This window comes from Pseudomonas migulae NBRC 103157, assembly GCF_002091715.1.
Classification (GTDB): domain Bacteria; phylum Pseudomonadota; class Gammaproteobacteria; order Pseudomonadales; family Pseudomonadaceae; genus Aquipseudomonas; species Aquipseudomonas migulae_A.
On record NZ_BDAG01000055.1, the window covers coordinates 19,798 to 35,454 of the forward strand.

The window sequence follows — 15,657 nt, forward strand, 5'->3', positions numbered from 1 at the left end:
TCATTGAAACAGAAGGTTTTTATGACGACTCAATCCAAGCAAAAAATCGCCGTCGCAATTGCCTCCGTGGTGGCGGTCGGCGTACTGGTGTATCTGCTGGCACCGGGATTTTTTGGCAAGCGTACGCAACAGAACACTAATGACGCCTTTGTCTCTGCCGACTTCACGTTGGTCGTGCCCCGCGTCGCCGGGTTCATCAAGGACGTGCTGGTGGAAGACAATCAGCAGGTCAAGGCCGGGCAGTTGCTGGCGCTGATCGATGACCGGGATTTGCGCGCTGCCGCTCAAGCCGCCGACGCCGAAACACTGGTGGCGCGGGCGCAACTGCAAAACGCTCGCGCAACCCTTGAGCGCCAGGCGTCGGTGATCGCTCAGGCGCAAGCCACGGTCGTGTCGGCCAAGGCAGAGATGGCGTTCGCCGAACATGAATTGAATCGCTACAACCACCTCGCTGGCGTTGGCGCGGGTACGGTGCAGAACGCGCAGCAAGCCCGCACCCGTATCGATCAGGCCAGTGCCCGGTTGGCCAATGCGACAGCGGTGTTGGCGGCGGAACGCAAGCAGGTGGAAATTCTCACCGCCCAGCGCGATGCAGCAGACGGCGGGTTGAAACGTGCGCAAGCGGCGCTGGAAATGGCCAGCTACGAGCTGTCCTACACGCGCATCGTGGCGCCTCAGGACGGCATGGTGGGCGAGCGTGCGGTACGGGTTGGCGCTTACGTGACACCGGGAAGCAAGATCCTGGCGGTGGTGCCATTGGCGCAGGCTTATGTGGTCGCCAATTTTCAGGAAACCCAGCTGACCGACGTGCAACCGGGGCAGGGCGTGCAAGTGCGTGTGGACAGTCTGGGCGGCGAAGCGCTGCGCGGTCGCGTCGAGAGCATTGCCCCGGCCACGGGCGTGACCTTCGCTTCGATCAAACCGGACAACGCGACCGGCAATTTCACCAAGGTTGTGCAGCGGATTCCGGTGAAAATCGTTCTGGACCCGGGGCAGGCGTTGGCTGATCGGCTGCGCGTGGGGATGTCGGTGGAGGCAAGTATTGATACGGCTGACACTGGTGAGCATGAGGTTGCGCAACGATGAGCATCTTCGTCGACAGTTCTGACGCCTTCGCGAGCAAGCCCGCTCCCACATTGGAGCATCGCAGTGCACAAGAGATCCCCATGTGGGGGCGGGCTTGCTCGCGAAGAGGCCAGTGGCCTCAACTCACCCTGTGCGCCTTACTGGTTCTGGGCCTCACAGCCTGCACTGTCGGCCCGGACTTCCAAAAGCCTCAAACTCAGCAAATCGCCGGATGGTCGAAACCATCGAAAACCGCCGCCAGCCAAACCGTCGCCGAAACCATGGACGAACGCTGGTGGGAAGTCTTCCACGACCCGAAACTCTCGGCCCTGACCCAGCGTGCCCTGACCGACAACCTCGACCTGAAACTCGCCAGCAGCCGCCTGGAGCAAAGTCGCGCCGCGCGCCAGGTGATCACCGCAGATCGCTACCCCAACACCGCCGCCACAGGCAGCTACGGACGTAAACGCAACAGCGGCGAAGGTTTGAGCGATCCTTCGGGGCACAATGGCAACTCGGCGTTCAATTTGTGGGACGCCGGCTTCTCGGCCTCCTGGGAACTGGATTTCTGGGGGCGGGTCCGCCGTGAAACCGAAGCAGCGAATGCCACGCTGGAAGTCGCGGAAAACGACCAGCGCAGCGTGCTGTTGTCTGTCCTTGCCGAAGTCGCCCAGGACTACATTCAGCTACGCGGCGTGCAAAGTACGCGTGCCGTCACTGAAGAGAACCTCGACGTCGCCCGCCATAGCCTGAAACTGTCGCAGCTGCGCCTGGCCGACGGTGTCGCCACCGACCTCGATGTCGCCGAAGCCGCCGCGCAAGTTGCCGCCATCGAATCGCGCCTGCCGGCGCTGGAGCAGCGTCAGTCGCAACTGATCAATGCCTTGAGCCTGTTGATGGGCGAACCGCCCCAGGCGCTGCATGCCGAGTTATCCACCGACGCGCCGGTGCCACAAACCCCGCGCCAGGTCGCCATCGGCCTGCCGTCGCAATTGGCCGAACGCCGCCCGGACATCCGCCGGGCCGAAGCTCGCCTGCATGCCGCCACGGCGAACATTGGGGTGGCCAAGGGGGATTTCTATCCGCGCATCACCCTGTCGGGCAACGTCGGCTCACAAGCGATGCAACTGAGCGATTTCGGCTCCTGGGGCTCGCGTACGTTCGGCATCGGCCCGCAATTCAGCCTGCCGCTGTTCGATGGCGGCCGCCTGCGCGGCGTGCTGAACTTGCGAGAAGCCCAGCAACAGGAAGCCGCCATCGCCTACCAGCAAACCGTGCTGCGGGCCTGGCATGAAATCGACGACCAACTGACTGCCTACAACGCCAGCCAACTGCGCCGCGACAGCCTCGCCGAAGCCGTACGCCAAAACCAGATCGCCCTGCGCACCGCGCAACAACAATACGTGGAAGGGGTGGTGGATTTCGTCAACGTCCTCACCGTGCAAGGCGAGTTGCTGGCGACCCAGCAGCAATGGGTCGAGAGTTCGACCGGGGTGTCGCTGGCGATGGTCGGGTTGTACAAAGCGTTGGGTGGGGGATGGGAGTCGGTGTATCCGGTGGGGGAGATGGCGCAACGATAACTTTGCTGTCAGTTGAGGCGGTTTTCGGATGGGGAATGGATGAGCCTCCTCGTAGGAACCGTCCTGATTTTTTTATGTGGGATTTGGCAACGGTAAACCGACGTTAGTATTTTGGCCAAATTGACTACCAAGCTTGGCCACTCCATGCATTCGGACCCATACGCACCGCCGACCGCAGATTGCTCTGTTGGCGACGATTTGCTATCTGCCTTTTTCGTCATCTCCAAGCGAAAACTCGCGATCCTGTTTATCGCTACTTCCGGTTTTTACGTCCTGTATTGGTTGTATCGAAACTGGCACCGTTACCGGTCAGCGACTGCAACGAAGGTCATACCGCTGATACGCGCATTAATGGGTGTGTGGTTTGTTTATTCGCTATTCAGGACGGTTGATCGTCGTATCTTCGCCATGGGGCATCGATACAAGTGGTATCCAAGGTTTCTGGCGCTCGCCTTCATTCTGTTCAGTGCTCTGCAATCCGCACGGGTTTGGCTTCTGGATTTGCATCTTGGTTTCGCGATGCTAATTGCCCTTTTGGCGCTTCAGGTCAGTTGTTTGATGCGTATGCAGGAAGCGGTGAATCATTTGGCCGACGATATTTCGGCCAGGCAAAACTCGACACTCACACCGATGAACTGGTTGTGGATAGTGCTTGGGTTGTGTTGGTGGGGAATATTGGCTGACGCAGTTTTCACGGGAATTGCGGGAAGAGAGCCAGGCTCACCTTGACGCTCACCCACGCTGTCATAGACTCCGCTCATCCGTCAGGGAGTTACGGTTATGCGACGAGTTCGTGTGTGGGTTATCGGATTGACCTTTGTAACGTGTACCGCTCAGGCGCAAACGCCCGTGCCAGACGATCCGCTGTTGGACAGCAGCGTCGGGAGCAGCAGTTCGGCAGCCAGCACGGAGGCCCGTGGTGTGTTGCGGGCTCGGGATCAGGCGATGCTCGCCAGCGAGTTGTCCGGGCGGATTGTCGAGTTGCCGTTCAGTGAGGGCGAGTCGTTCAAGAAGGGCGATACGCTGGCGCGGTTCGATTGTTCGGCCTATCAGGCGCAGCTCAATGCGGCGCAGGCGGCCAGCCGTGGGGCCAGTGAAGAGCTGGCTCACAACAGGCAACTGGCGGCATTGAATTCGGTCGGGCGTTTCGAAGTGGCGCGGGCCGAGGCCAGGCTCAGCGAGACGCAGGCGCAGTCCCAGGTGTATCAGGTTCAGGTCAAACGCTGCAGCGTGGTGGCGCCGTTTGATGGTCAGGTGGTCGAGCGCAAGGTTCAGCGTTATGAAAGCGTTGCCGCCGGTGCGCCGTTGCTGGATGTGGTCGACAACCGCACGCTGGAAATCCATTTGCTGGTGCCGTCGCGCTGGATGGGCAAGCTCAAGCCCGGCCAGACGTTCAGTTTTGTCCCCGATGAAACCGGTCGGCCACTGGATGCCACGGTCAAACGGCTGGGCGCGCGAATTGACGAAGGCAGCCAGACCTTGCTGTTGGTCGCGACGCTGCCCAGCGCCTCAGGTTTGTTGGCCGGTATGAGCGGCACGGCGCGTTTCGCGGAGCTCAAGTGAACGCTCCGGTAAGCGGCGGCGCGGAACAGGTCTTCGCCCGCTTCCTGGATCTTGAACGCCAGACCCGCGCCGCGCGCAATCCGTCGCAACTGGCCTACAGCCTGGTCAATGACGCTCAGGCGCTGTTCGGTTTTCGCCATGCCGCGTTATTGATTGCCGGCAAGGTGCAAGCGGTGACGGGCGTCAGTGCCGTGGACCCGAATGCCCCGTTCGTGGCGTTCGTCGAGCAGGCGGTAGCGCAGTTGTTCAAGGGCGATGTGCTGAAAAAGGCGCGGGTGATTTCGCCCGATCTTCTCAGCGAATCGATCCAGGCGGACTGGCAAAGCCTGTCTCCCGCTCAGGTGTTCTGGCTGCCGCTGATCGATCATCAAGGTGAAGTGTTCGGCGGCCTGTGGCTGGCCCGGGATCTGCCGTGGAACCCGCCGGAGCAAGTGTTGCTGTCGCAACTCGGTGACACTTACAGCCATGCCTGGCTGGCGCTGCAGCCGCGCAAACCGTGGCGACTGCGCTGGACCCGAAAACGTCAGCTGGCGCTGGTGGCTGTGCTGGTGCTCGGGCTGTTGATCCCGGTGCGCCAATCGGTGCTGGCGCCGGCGGAAGTGGTGCCATTGGGTGGTCGGGTCGTCGCGGCACCGCTGGACGGGGTGATCGCCGAGTTCCTGGTCAAACCCAACCAGACGGTGAAAACCGGCGACCTGCTGCTGCGCTTTGAAAGCACCACGCTCAAGGCTCAGGCCGACGTGGCCGAACGCGCCCTGGGCGTGGCCGAAGCTGAATTGAAGGCCAACTCCCAACGCTCGTTTGCCGATGCCGAATCCAGTTCGAAAATTGATCTGCTGGCCGCGCGCGTCGAGCAAAAACGCGCCGAACGGGACTACGCCCGTGAGCTGCTCAAACGCAGCGAAGTGCGCGCCGAGCGCGACGGCATCGCCGTGTTCGCCGACGCCGAGCGCTGGACCGGAAAACCGGTGCAGACCGGCGAACGGTTGATGGAAATCGCTGACCCGACCCAAGCCGAACTGCGCATCGAACTGGCCGTTGGTGACGCGATCTCTCTGGAACCCGGCGCGCAAGTCGCGCTGTTCCTCGACAGCGATCCGTTACAGCGACATCTGGCCCGGCTCGAACGCGCGGCTTACGAAGCGCAGCCCACGGCCGGCGGGCAGTTGGCCTATCGACTCGATGCCAGTTTCGATCAGGCGCCACCGCGTATCGGCCTGCGCGGCACGGCGAAAGTCTTCGGTGATCGTGCACCGCTGGCGCTCTATCTGCTGCGCAAACCCCTGGCCGGTTTGCGCCAGAGTGTGGGGCTGTAGATGAGCCTGCCCAGCCTGCGCGCGGACTTGCAGCTGACCCCCGCTTCACCGGCGCTGGACGGCTCGCCGCGCTGGACACTGGCTGACCCGGTGCGCGGCCGCTATTTCAAACTCGGCGTGGCGGCGATGCGCTTGCTGCGACATTGGTCCCTGGGTGATCCCGAGCAGGTCCTGCACGCCGCGAATCGCGAACCGGGTTTGCCTTTGGCCGGCAGCGATCTGGAGCAACTGCTGGGCTTTCTGCGCAGCCACGATCTGATCAGTGCCCTAGACCCGCAGCAGCGTGACAGTTACAGCCTGAAGGCCGCCGCCCAGCGTCAGTCGCTGTGGCAGATTCTGCTGCATCAGTACCTGTTTTTCCGAATCCCGCTCTGGCGCCCGGATGCGTTTCTCAATCGAGCCTGGCCCTGGCTGGCGCGCTTCGGCCCGCGACTGCTGCGCTTCGGATTGCCGGCAACGCTGGGCCTCGGGGTGTTTCTCGTGTCCCGGGACTGGCAACGATTTATCGCGACCTTCCCTCATCTGTTCAGCCTCGGTGGTGCGCTGGCCTTTGGCGTGGCGTTGTTTTTTGCCAAGCTCTGCCACGAATTCGGCCACGCGTTCATGGCCAAGCGCGCGGGGTGTCGGGTGCAGAGCATGGGCGTGGCATTTATGGTGATGTTGCCGATGTTCTACACCGACGTCAGCGATGCCTGGCGGGGCAACGATCGGCGTGCCCGATTGCTGATCGGTGCCGGTGGCGTGTTGGCCGAACTGCTGCTGGCGAGTATCGCGCTGCTGGCCTGGTCGCTGCTGCCCGACGGGCCGGCGCGCACGGCGGCGTTCATGCTTGCCAGTGCGACCTGGATGACCACGCTGGTGATCAACCTCAACCCGTTCATGCGTTTCGATGGCTACTTTTTGCTCAGTGATTTCTGGGAGGTGGACAACCTGCAGGGGCGCGCCTTTGCCCTGTGTCGCTGGCATCTGCGCGAAACCCTGTTCGGCTATGGCGAACCGGCTCCGGAACCTTTGTCGCCGAGGATGCAGCGACGTCTGTTGGTATGGGGCTACGGCTCGTGGCTGTGGCGCGCGGTGCTGTTTTTCGGGATTGCGCTGGCGGTGTATCACTTGTTCTTCAAGCTGCTGGGTATCTTCCTGATGCTGGTTGAGCTGGTGTGGTTCATCTTTCTGCCGATCGCGCGCGAATGGCGGGAGTGGTGGAGCCGCCGCGATCAGGCCCATGCGCCGCGGGTGTTGTTGAGTGCGTTGGGGTTGCTCGCCTTCGTGCTGTTTCTGGCGCTGCCCTGGCGCAGTGCGGTGGAGCTGCCGTCAATGCTCGAGGCGGGACGGGTCAGTGCGTTGCATGCGCCGGTGGCTTCGCGGGTCAAAGTGGTGAATGTGCGCGATGGGCAAAAGGTCGCTCAGGGTGATGTGCTGATCGAACTGGAATCGCCGGACCTGGACTCGCGCCAGGCCATCGTGCGCCGGGAAATCCAGATCCAGCAATTGCAGATGCGTCGGCAGGCGAGTCGCAGCGAGACCGCGGCGGATGCGGGTATCGTCGAGCAGCGTCTGGCTGAAGCGGTGGCCGAATACCGCGGGTTGGCGGCCCAGCGCGAACGATTGCTGCTGCGCGCACCCCATGCCGGCAACGTGCGCGATCTGTTGCCGCAATTGGCCGTCGGCCGTTGGCTGGCGACCAAGGAGCCGCTGGCGCGGGTGGTGGAGGACGGTGTGCGGTTGCGTGGTTATTTGGCTGAAGCCGAGTTGTGGCGTGTGGCACCGGGGGCTCGCGGGCGGTTCATTGCCGATGACCCGATGCACCCGGCGATCGCTGTGCAACTGACTGAGGTCGACACCAACGGTGCAGCCTATGTCGATCAGGAAGCGCTGACGTCCGATCACCACGGGCCGATTGCCGTGCGCCGGGATCCGCAGCAACGGGCCGAGCCGGTGCAAGGGCAATACGGGGCGCGGTTGAGCAGCCTCGATGAGGCGCCGACGCCTGTGCAACCGCTGCGCGGCGTGGTGGTGTTGCAGGGGCGCGGCGAGTCGGTGCTGGGTGTTGCGTGGCGGCGCATGGCGGCGCTGGGCGTCAGGGAAAGCGGTTTCTAGGGAGAGCAGCGATGACGAGTTCGGATTCTGTGTCGGCCGACGGTTTGGTGGTGCGGCCGTCGCGCGCTAACGATGGACCTTTTCTGCACAGCCTCTATCAGTCGGCGCGACCGGATCTGCAATGGATCGACGGCGAGCGAGACGTCGTCGAACACGTGGTGGCCCAGCAATTTCAGGTACAGGAGCAAGGATTGGGGGAGCACTTCCCCAACGCATTGCACTACGTGATCGAGAAGCTCGGCACGGCCATCGGTGCGTTGACCACTGATTTTGGCCCCAATGAAATTCGGGTGTTGTACCTGACGTTCATTCCGCCGGCTCGCGGGCAGGGTTACGGTCGGGCGGTGCTGCAAGGTGTGCAAAAAGCCGCGCAGCAGATTCGCTGCCCGGTGGCCACGGTGGTCTGGGCCAACAATGCCCACGCGCGCCAGCATTACCTGGCGCAGGGGTTTCAGGTTGAAGAGCGTAATCCGGCGGCGGAGCGGTTGGTGTGGTATCCAAAAATTTGAACCCACCACCGAGCCAATGTGGGAGTGGGCTTGCTCGTGAAGGCGGTGTGTCAGCCAACGTGATGTTGACTGACACGACCCTTTCGCGAGCAAGCCCGCTCCCACATTGGGATCTCGTGCGTTCAGTTGAAGGCGATGCAGAAATATCCCACACCCGGATCACGCCCCATCACCGGCACCCGTGAGACAAAAATATCCTTCACTTGGCCCAGTTCCGGTAACTCCAGCGCACACAATCCATCGACGAACGCCGTGGGCTTCAGGCTGGTGAGCTCGACACTGAACGGCATGCGCTCGCTGTTTGGCATCCGCGCCCGGGGTGTTTCTTCAAGGCTGTCGATATGAATCGGCAGGTCACTGCCATCCGGCAATCGCAGCGTGCCAGTCTTGCCCAGCAGCGTCTGAAAATGGTGGTGTTGAACCTGTTGCAGCATGGCGTCACTCCCAAAAATGAAAGTGACCGGGGGGAATCCCCCGGCCGAACCTCAACCGCGCGAAGGGAACAGTCCTTCAAGGGCAATGCTGAAGTTGAGCACCAGGAACGGGTTCATGGTTTCCATGGGCAGGCCGTTGCCGGCGGAGGAAATCTCCCCGGTGACCGTCGTGGCCACACCCTTGAGCGGCACGGCCGCAGCACCCTGTTGATCGGAGAAGATACTCGCCGAGCCCGGTCCGCCGCCCGAGGCGCCGACATACGAGTTGGTCGCAGTGGGATTGGTGACCGGGTTGCTCGCCGGGCTGGCCAGTTGCAGGGTGGTGGTGGCCGTCAGCCCGGAGAGGGCGTGGGTGTGATTGGGCAGGTTGGTAATGGTCGCGGTGACGTTCTCGGTCCCGGAGAATTCGCCGATGACCCGTGGGGTCAGGTTCAGCCCGTTACCCATGCAAACAGGCATTCGGCCTTGCAGGTTGGGCAGCATGAAATTGGTCGAGCCATTGCCGCCGAAGTTGACCCCCAGCAGCGCGAACAGTGCGTTGTATTGCTGGACAGAGAGCGTCTGGCCATTACACAAGGCCCAGCCGCTGGGCGCGTAGTTAAAGGCGAAAGGCTGAATTGTGCCGATGAATACTTCCATAGTTCCTCATCCCTCAGGTTAGTTGTCTGGCGCGCCGCAAGGGTGGCCCGGACATCCGGGCCAATCGTTGCGATCAGCCGACTCCATTCATTTCCCTGGCTGAGTCACGCCAAGCCAGAGCGTAGTTGATGCGTATCACGGCCGAATGTCGTTGGTCGCAAAGACAGCATCGACGACGATCGTGCGCCGTCCTACAGTGATCAACAGGTGTTGTGGTCGGCTCGTTTCAGGGGGGGAGCAATGGAGGCGCGCAGAGAAACACCGCTTGGCGGCACCCAGGAACCGCACGCAGCGCCCGGCGTCTGGGCGATTGTCCAGCGCTGGTTGCGATGGGCGCGGGAGCATTGGCTGTTGCCGATCCTGGCGTTGGCGGCGCTGGTGCGTTTCTACGACCTGACGGCGGCGGCCATCTGGGGTGACGAAGGGTCGAGCTTGCTGCTGAGCCGTTTTTCACTGACCGACATCTGGGTACACGCGGCGCACGACGTGCATCCGCCGCTGTATTTCCTGTTGCTGCACGGCTGGATCGAGTTGTTTGGAGATGGCATTTTTTCGATCCGCAGCCTCAGCGCTTTGCCCGGTATCGCCACGGTGTGGCTCGGCGTGTGGCTGATGGACTTGCTCGCCACTCGCCGTGCGGCGTTGCTGGCCGGTTTCCTGCTGGCACTGTTGCCCACGGCGGTGCGTTACAGCCAGGAAGTACGCATGTATTCACTGCTGGGGATGTGGTTGATCGGCGCCACGATTGCCTTGGTCTACTGGATCAGAAGCCCCCATCGCAGGCGATATCTGGTGGTGTATGCGCTGCTGATGACGGCTGCGTTCTACACCCATTACTTCACTGCCCTGTGCGTGCTCTGCCACTGGTTGTACCTGGGGTTGATCCGCGTACAACCGGGTTATCGCTTGCGGCATATTCAACGCCCCGGCTGGTGGCTGGCGAACGCGGCGATCGTGTTGTTGTACTTGCCGTGGGTGCCGAACCTGATCGATCTGCTCCAGCACATGGATCAGCTCAAGGCCAATGGCGACGTGGGTTGGGAAACGCCGGTCACGTTCGGCTCGCTGCCTTCGATGCTGTGGTCGTTCCTGATCCAGGACGATGGCGACAACCTGCCGACGCTGCTTTTCATCGCACTGCCGCTGGCGTTGCCGGTCATTGCTGGCGTAGGGGTGGCGCGGGATCGCAGTGTCTTTCGCGGCAGCGTTCTGCTGGTGATCTACACGGCGTTGCCGTTGCTGCTGGTGTTCGGTGTGTCGTTTATCACGCCGGTGTTTATCGAGCGCTACCTGACGGCCTATGCGTTGGGGCTGCCGATGATGGTGGCGCTGGCGGTGGATCGCCTGTATTCAGGCTTTCGGGTGCTGGCCGTGACGGTGTTGATGCTGTTTGTCGGCGTTGAGCTGGTGGGCCTGAAGAACAACGCCACGGTGGACACCCAGGATCAGATCAACGTCATGGTCGATTACGTCAACCAGCACTTCGTGACCGGTGACCGGATCGTCACCAGCGATATGCTCTGGTACCTCAGTTACGTCTATTACAACCGCACCGACACTCAGCCATTGCTTTACACGCCGACGTTGGCCAATGGTGTGTCGAGCCGACCGAATGCCTATGGTTTCGGCACGTTGGTAACCCAGGACACTTACCTCGACAGCCTCGACAGCTTGCCCAAGGGCCGTGGTCGAATCTGGCTGATCGGTTCCGTCGATGCACCGGACGAATTCGCGCCGTTGCCCGTCGGCTGGCAGCGGGTTGGCGAAACCCGGGCCGGCGGCGCCTATGCGCGTCTGTTCGTGCGGCCTTGAGGCTGTAACGAAAATGGCATTTCCTCGTCGGCTTAGCTTCGATTTGATATCAAAACACCACTATTCGTAAGGCCATTCATGGTCTACGCTCTGGCGTACATAAAGGACTTATGACCAGGGTGAAGGGATGCAGCAGTTCCATTTTATTTCCGGCTTACCGCGCTCGGGTTCGACCCTGCTTTCTGCCATTCTTTTGCAGAACCCGCGTTTCCATGCCGGCATGACCAGCCCCGTTGGTGCGCTCTTTTCCGGTGTCCTGGAACAGTGCAGTGCCGGCAGCGAGTTCGGCGCGGTGATCGACACCGATATGCGCCGTCGTTTGCTTCGCGGTCTGTTCGATTCCTATTACGCCGACAAGGCCGACAAACCGGTGGTGTTCGACACCAACCGCTTGTGGAGTTCGCGCCTGCCGGCGATCAGCGATCTGTTCCCGCAAGCCAAGGTCATTGCCTGTGTGCGCAATGTCGCTTGGGTCATGGACAGCATCGAGTGTCTTTATCGCGCCAACCCGTTTGAAAACACCAAGCTGTTTGGCGATGCGGTCGAACGCAATACGGTCTACAGCCGCTGCGAAACCCTGGCCCAGCGCAATCGCCTGGTCGGCTTTGCCTGGGCTGCGCTCAAGGAAGCCTATTACGGCGAGCACGCCGACTCGCTGCTGATCGTCGATTACGACCTGCTGACCCAGGCGCCTGACCGGGTGATGCGGCTGGTCTACGACTTCATTGGCGAACCCTGGTTCGAGCACGATTTCGACAACCTGGCCTACGACGCGCCGGAGTTCGATCAAGCCTTGGGTGTATCGGGCCTGCACAAGGTCAAGCCCAAAGTCGAGTTGCAATCACGGCGCACGATTCTGCCGCCTGATTTGTTCAGGCAGTACGCAGAATTGTCCTTTTGGCTCGATGGTTCAGCCAGCGCCGCCAATGTCATTCGTATGAAAGCCGATGCCGCGATCAGTTGATCGCGGCGTTTTCGTTTACGCAGAAAGAACGTTCGAGTCCGGGTGAGCAACATGTGGTGGAGCAACGGCAAGTCGCGGGTTACCAACGGCGCACGAGCGCTGGCCTCGCCAATGATCATGTCCCTGGAGCCGCGCATGCTGTTCGACGGCGCGGTGGCGGCCACTGTTGCCGATACCGCCCAGGCTGACAGCCACACCACGGCTGATGCGGCCAAGCCTCCCGTGGCGGAGAAACCGGTTGCCAGCCAGGACACCCACGGCCAGGCCGATGCCTCGCCGGCGGTGGCGCCTGTTGCCGTGCCGGGGCAGAGCGTGGTGTTCGTCGATTCCAGGGTCAAGGATGCCAGCAGCCTGCTCAACGGTGTGGCGCCCGGCACTCAGGTGGTTCAACTCGACGCCACCAAGGACGGCTTGCAGCAGATTGCCGACTATCTGGACACCCATCAGGGCATCAGCTCGGTGCAGATCATCGCCCATGGCAACGCGGGCGATCTGTGGCTGGGGAACAGTTACCTGTCGGCCGACAACGTCGCGGCCCGCAGTGCGGTGCTGGCGGAAATCGGCAAGGACATGAATGTCGGCGGCGACATCATGATCTACGGCTGCTACACCGCCGAGGGCGAACGGGGCTTGAGTTTCGTCGATTCCCTGGCGCAACTGACCGGCCGGGATGTGGCCGCATCCAGCAATCGCACTGGTGTGGGTGGTGACTGGGATCTGGAAATCGCCACCGGCTCTATCGAAAGCGCCAACGTCCTGTCGAAAATGGCCATGAGCGACTATCAGTGGGGCCTGGCAACCTGGACGGCGACCAACAACGCCAACACCGGCATCGGCTCGTTGCGTGCCGCCATCGCTTCGGCGCAGAACGGCGATATTGTCACCTTCAGCTCCGGCATGACGGTGCAACTGACTTCCGAACTGCTGATCAACAAGAGCATCACCGTTGATGGCGACTTGAACAACGACGGTGCGGCGGATGTGATTCTCGACGGTCAGTACCGGACCCGAGTCATCGAGGTGGCGTCTGGCAGCACCGTGACGCTCGATGGCCTGGTGATCACCCGTGGCCTGGTGTCGGGCAACGGTGGCAATGGTGGCTACGGTGCCACGGGCGCGATGGCCGGGGGGATTTTCAACGCAGGGATCCTGACCCTGAAAAACGTGACCGTTACCTCCAACGCCGCTTCCGGTGGCGGCGGTGGCGGCGGGGTGACGGGGGCGTTTTACGGCGGTGGCGGTGGCGGTGGTGGCGGTCTGGGTGGCCAGGGCGGCGGGCATGGCGGTACGGCCGGGCCAGGCACCGGCACATTGGGCGGCCAGGCGGGCAGCGGTGGCGCTGGCGGTTACGGCGGCGGTTATGACGCGACCCACATGGGCGGCCGCGGCGGTACCAGCACGGGCGGGGCTGGCGGGGTGGGCGTTTCCTATTACAGCAACGGCGGTAGCGGCGCGACGGCCACCAATGGCACGATTTCCATTGGCGGCGGTGGTGGCGGCGCCGGTTGGGACAAGGTCGGTGGCGCGGGCGGTAACGCGGTGGGCGGGATCTATAACGCCAGCAGCGGCGCCATCACCATCGTCGGCACGTCGACCATCAGCAACAACATCGGCGCCGGTGGGGGCGGTGGCGGTGGCGGTGGTCAAGGCAGCAATGCCAGTAATGGCGGCATCGGCGGCCGAGGCGTCGGCGCGATCTGGAACAAGGGCACTTTGCTGATCACCGCCGCCAACTTCGCGGCCCTGGCCGGTAATGCCGCCGGCAGTGGTGCCGGTGGCACTGCGCAGGGCGGTGGGGCAGCAGGCACCTCGCCGACCTCCGTGGCGACCATCTACAACGATGGCGGCATACTCAACACCGCGTATGCGCCGCCGCCGACCGCAACCATTGTGGTCGCCGATACCACGTTGAGCATCGGTGAAACGAGCCTGGTGACGATCACCTTCTCCGAAGCGGTGACCGGTTTCACCAATGCCGACCTGACCCTCGCCAACGGCACCTTGAGTGCCGTCAGCAGCAGCGACGGCGGTATCACCTGGACGGCAACGTTCACGCCGACCGCCAGTATTTCGGACACGACCAACGTCATCACCCTCGACAACACCGGGGTAATCAACGGTCTGGGCACTGCAGGCGTCGGGACCACCAACTCCAACAACTACGTCGTCGACACGGCGCGGCCAACCGCCAGCATCGTATTCACCGACACGGCCCTCAAGGTCGGCGAAACGTCGTTGGTGACCATCACCTTCAACGAAGCGGTCACCGGTCTCACCAACGCCGACCTGACGATTGCCAACGGCACGCTGAGTGCGGTGAGCAGCAGCGATGGCGGCATCACCTGGACGGGGACCTTCACCCCGACTGCCAGCATTACTGACGCGACCAACCTGATCACCCTGGACAACACCGGGGTCAGCGACCTGGCAGGCAACGCCGGTAGCGGCACCACCGATTCCAACAACTACGCCATCGATACCGTGCGGCCAACCGCAACCATCGTGGTAACGGACACGGCGCTGAAAATTGGCGATACCTCGCTGGTGACCATCACTTTCAGTGAAGCGGTCAGCGGTTTCACCAACGCCGACCTGACCCTCGCCAACGGCACGCTGACGGCGGTGAGCAGCAGCGACGGCGGCATCACCTGGACCGCCACATTCACCCCGAACACGAGCGTCAACGACACGACCAACCTGATCACCCTGAACAACACCGGAGTGAGCGACCTCTCCGGCAACACGGGCAGCGGCACCACCGATTCCAACAACTATGGGATCGATACGCTCCGTCCGACCGCGACCATCGTGGTGGCCGACAACGCGCTGAAAATCGGTGAAACCTCGCTGGTAACCATCACCTTCGCCGAGGCAGTGACCGGTTTCAGCAATGCGGACCTGACCCTCGCCAACGGTACGCTGACCGCCGTGAGCAGCAGCGACGGCGGCATCACGTGGACGGCGACCTTTACGCCAACCGGCAGCATTACTGACACGACCAACCTGATCACTCTGGACAATACGGGTGTCAGTGACCTGCAGGGCAACGCCGGCAGCGGCACCACCGATTCGAACAACTACGCCATTGATACCGTGCGCCCAACGGCAACCGTCGTTGTCGCGGACACTGCGCTGAGAATCGGCGAAACCTCGCTGGTGACCATCACCTTCAGCGAAGCGGTCAGCGGTTTCACCAATGCGGACCTGACGATTGCCAACGGCACGCTGACGGCGGTGAGCAGCAGCGATGGCGGCATCACCTGGACGGCAACGTTTACCCCGAGCGCCAGCATCAACGACACGACCAACCTGATCACCCTGAACAATACGGGTGTCAGCGACCTGTCGGGCAACACGGGCAGCGGCACCACCGATTCGAACAACTACGCCATCGACACCGTGCGCCCGACTGCCACGATTGTGCTGGCCGATACTTCACTGACAGCAGGTGAAACGTCGCTGGTGACGATCACCTTCTCCGAGGCAGTGAGCGGTTTCACCAACGCCGACCTGACCATCGCCAACGGTACGCTGACGGCGGTGAGCAGCAGCGACGGCGGTATCACCTGGACCGCGACCTTCACGCCAACGGCGGGGGTGAATGACGCGAGCAACGTCATCACCCTCAACAATACTGGCGTGGCCGACCTCTCCGGCAACACGGGCAGCGGCACCACC

12 protein-coding genes are annotated in these 15,657 nt (G+C 62.3%); 10 read left to right on the forward strand and 2 right to left on the reverse strand.

Features of this window, described 5'->3' with window-relative positions; translation table 11 throughout:
- Positions 1-21 precede the first annotated feature (21 nt).
- From PMI01S_RS28200 to PMI01S_RS28230, 7 genes are all read left to right on the forward strand, one after another.
- Entirely contained in the window at positions 22-1,086 is a 1,065-nt protein-coding gene (locus tag PMI01S_RS28200) for an HlyD family secretion protein (RefSeq protein ID WP_084323359.1), read from the forward strand.
- On the forward strand, positions 1,083-2,645 hold the full coding sequence (locus PMI01S_RS28205) for an efflux transporter outer membrane subunit (protein ID WP_084323360.1): 1,563 nt from the start codon (positions 1,083-1,085) through the stop codon (positions 2,643-2,645). The genes PMI01S_RS28200 and PMI01S_RS28205 overlap by 4 nt, the downstream gene beginning before the upstream one ends.
- A 111-nt stretch (positions 2,646-2,756) precedes the next feature.
- Positions 2,757-3,374: a hypothetical protein gene (locus PMI01S_RS28210; protein WP_139272954.1), complete on the forward strand. Its 618-nt coding sequence runs from the start codon at positions 2,757-2,759 to the stop codon at positions 3,372-3,374.
- A gap of 51 nt (positions 3,375-3,425) precedes the next feature.
- Positions 3,426-4,208 carry an efflux RND transporter periplasmic adaptor subunit gene (locus PMI01S_RS28215; RefSeq protein ID WP_084323362.1) on the forward strand — a complete coding sequence of 261 codons (783 nt, stop codon included), beginning with the start codon at positions 3,426-3,428 and terminating at the stop codon, positions 4,206-4,208.
- Positions 4,205-5,524 carry an efflux RND transporter periplasmic adaptor subunit gene (locus PMI01S_RS28220; RefSeq protein WP_084323363.1) on the forward strand — a complete coding sequence of 440 codons (1,320 nt, stop codon included), beginning with the start codon at positions 4,205-4,207 and terminating at the stop codon, positions 5,522-5,524. Before PMI01S_RS28215 ends, PMI01S_RS28220 begins: the two co-directional genes overlap by 4 nt.
- Positions 5,525-7,621 carry an efflux RND transporter periplasmic adaptor subunit gene (locus tag PMI01S_RS28225; protein WP_084323364.1) on the forward strand — a complete coding sequence of 699 codons (2,097 nt, stop codon included), beginning with the start codon at positions 5,525-5,527 and terminating at the stop codon, positions 7,619-7,621. It abuts the gene before it with no gap.
- Positions 7,622-7,632: 11 nt separating this feature from the next.
- Positions 7,633-8,130: a GNAT family N-acetyltransferase gene (locus PMI01S_RS28230; RefSeq protein WP_084323365.1), complete on the forward strand. Its 498-nt coding sequence runs from the start codon at positions 7,633-7,635 to the stop codon at positions 8,128-8,130.
- Between the two features lie 122 nt (positions 8,131-8,252).
- On the opposite strand, the gene PMI01S_RS28235 is transcribed toward PMI01S_RS28230, so the two are convergent.
- A complete protein-coding gene (locus tag PMI01S_RS28235) occupies positions 8,253-8,564 on the reverse strand; it encodes a DUF6916 family protein (RefSeq protein WP_084323366.1) in 312 nt (103 codons plus the stop codon).
- A 51-nt stretch (positions 8,565-8,615) separates the two neighbouring features.
- Positions 8,616-9,203: a phage tail protein gene (locus PMI01S_RS28240; protein ID WP_084323367.1), complete on the reverse strand. Its 588-nt coding sequence runs from the start codon at positions 9,201-9,203 to the stop codon at positions 8,616-8,618.
- A gap of 240 nt (positions 9,204-9,443) precedes the next feature.
- Here PMI01S_RS28240 and PMI01S_RS28245 point away from each other — a divergent pair, with 240 nt between their 5' ends.
- The 3 genes from PMI01S_RS28245 to PMI01S_RS28255 all read left to right on the forward strand — a co-directional run.
- Complete coding sequence (locus PMI01S_RS28245) at positions 9,444-11,015, forward strand: glycosyltransferase family 39 protein (RefSeq protein WP_084323368.1); 1,572 nt, start codon at positions 9,444-9,446, stop codon at positions 11,013-11,015.
- A gap of 127 nt (positions 11,016-11,142) precedes the next feature.
- Positions 11,143-11,979, forward strand: a complete 837-nt coding sequence (locus tag PMI01S_RS28250; protein WP_084323369.1) for a sulfotransferase family protein — start codon at positions 11,143-11,145, stop codon at positions 11,977-11,979.
- A gap of 51 nt (positions 11,980-12,030) precedes the next feature.
- Positions 12,031-15,657 (forward strand): Ig-like domain-containing protein (locus PMI01S_RS28255; RefSeq protein ID WP_139811124.1); only part of this gene is annotated, 3,627 nt, incomplete at its 3' end.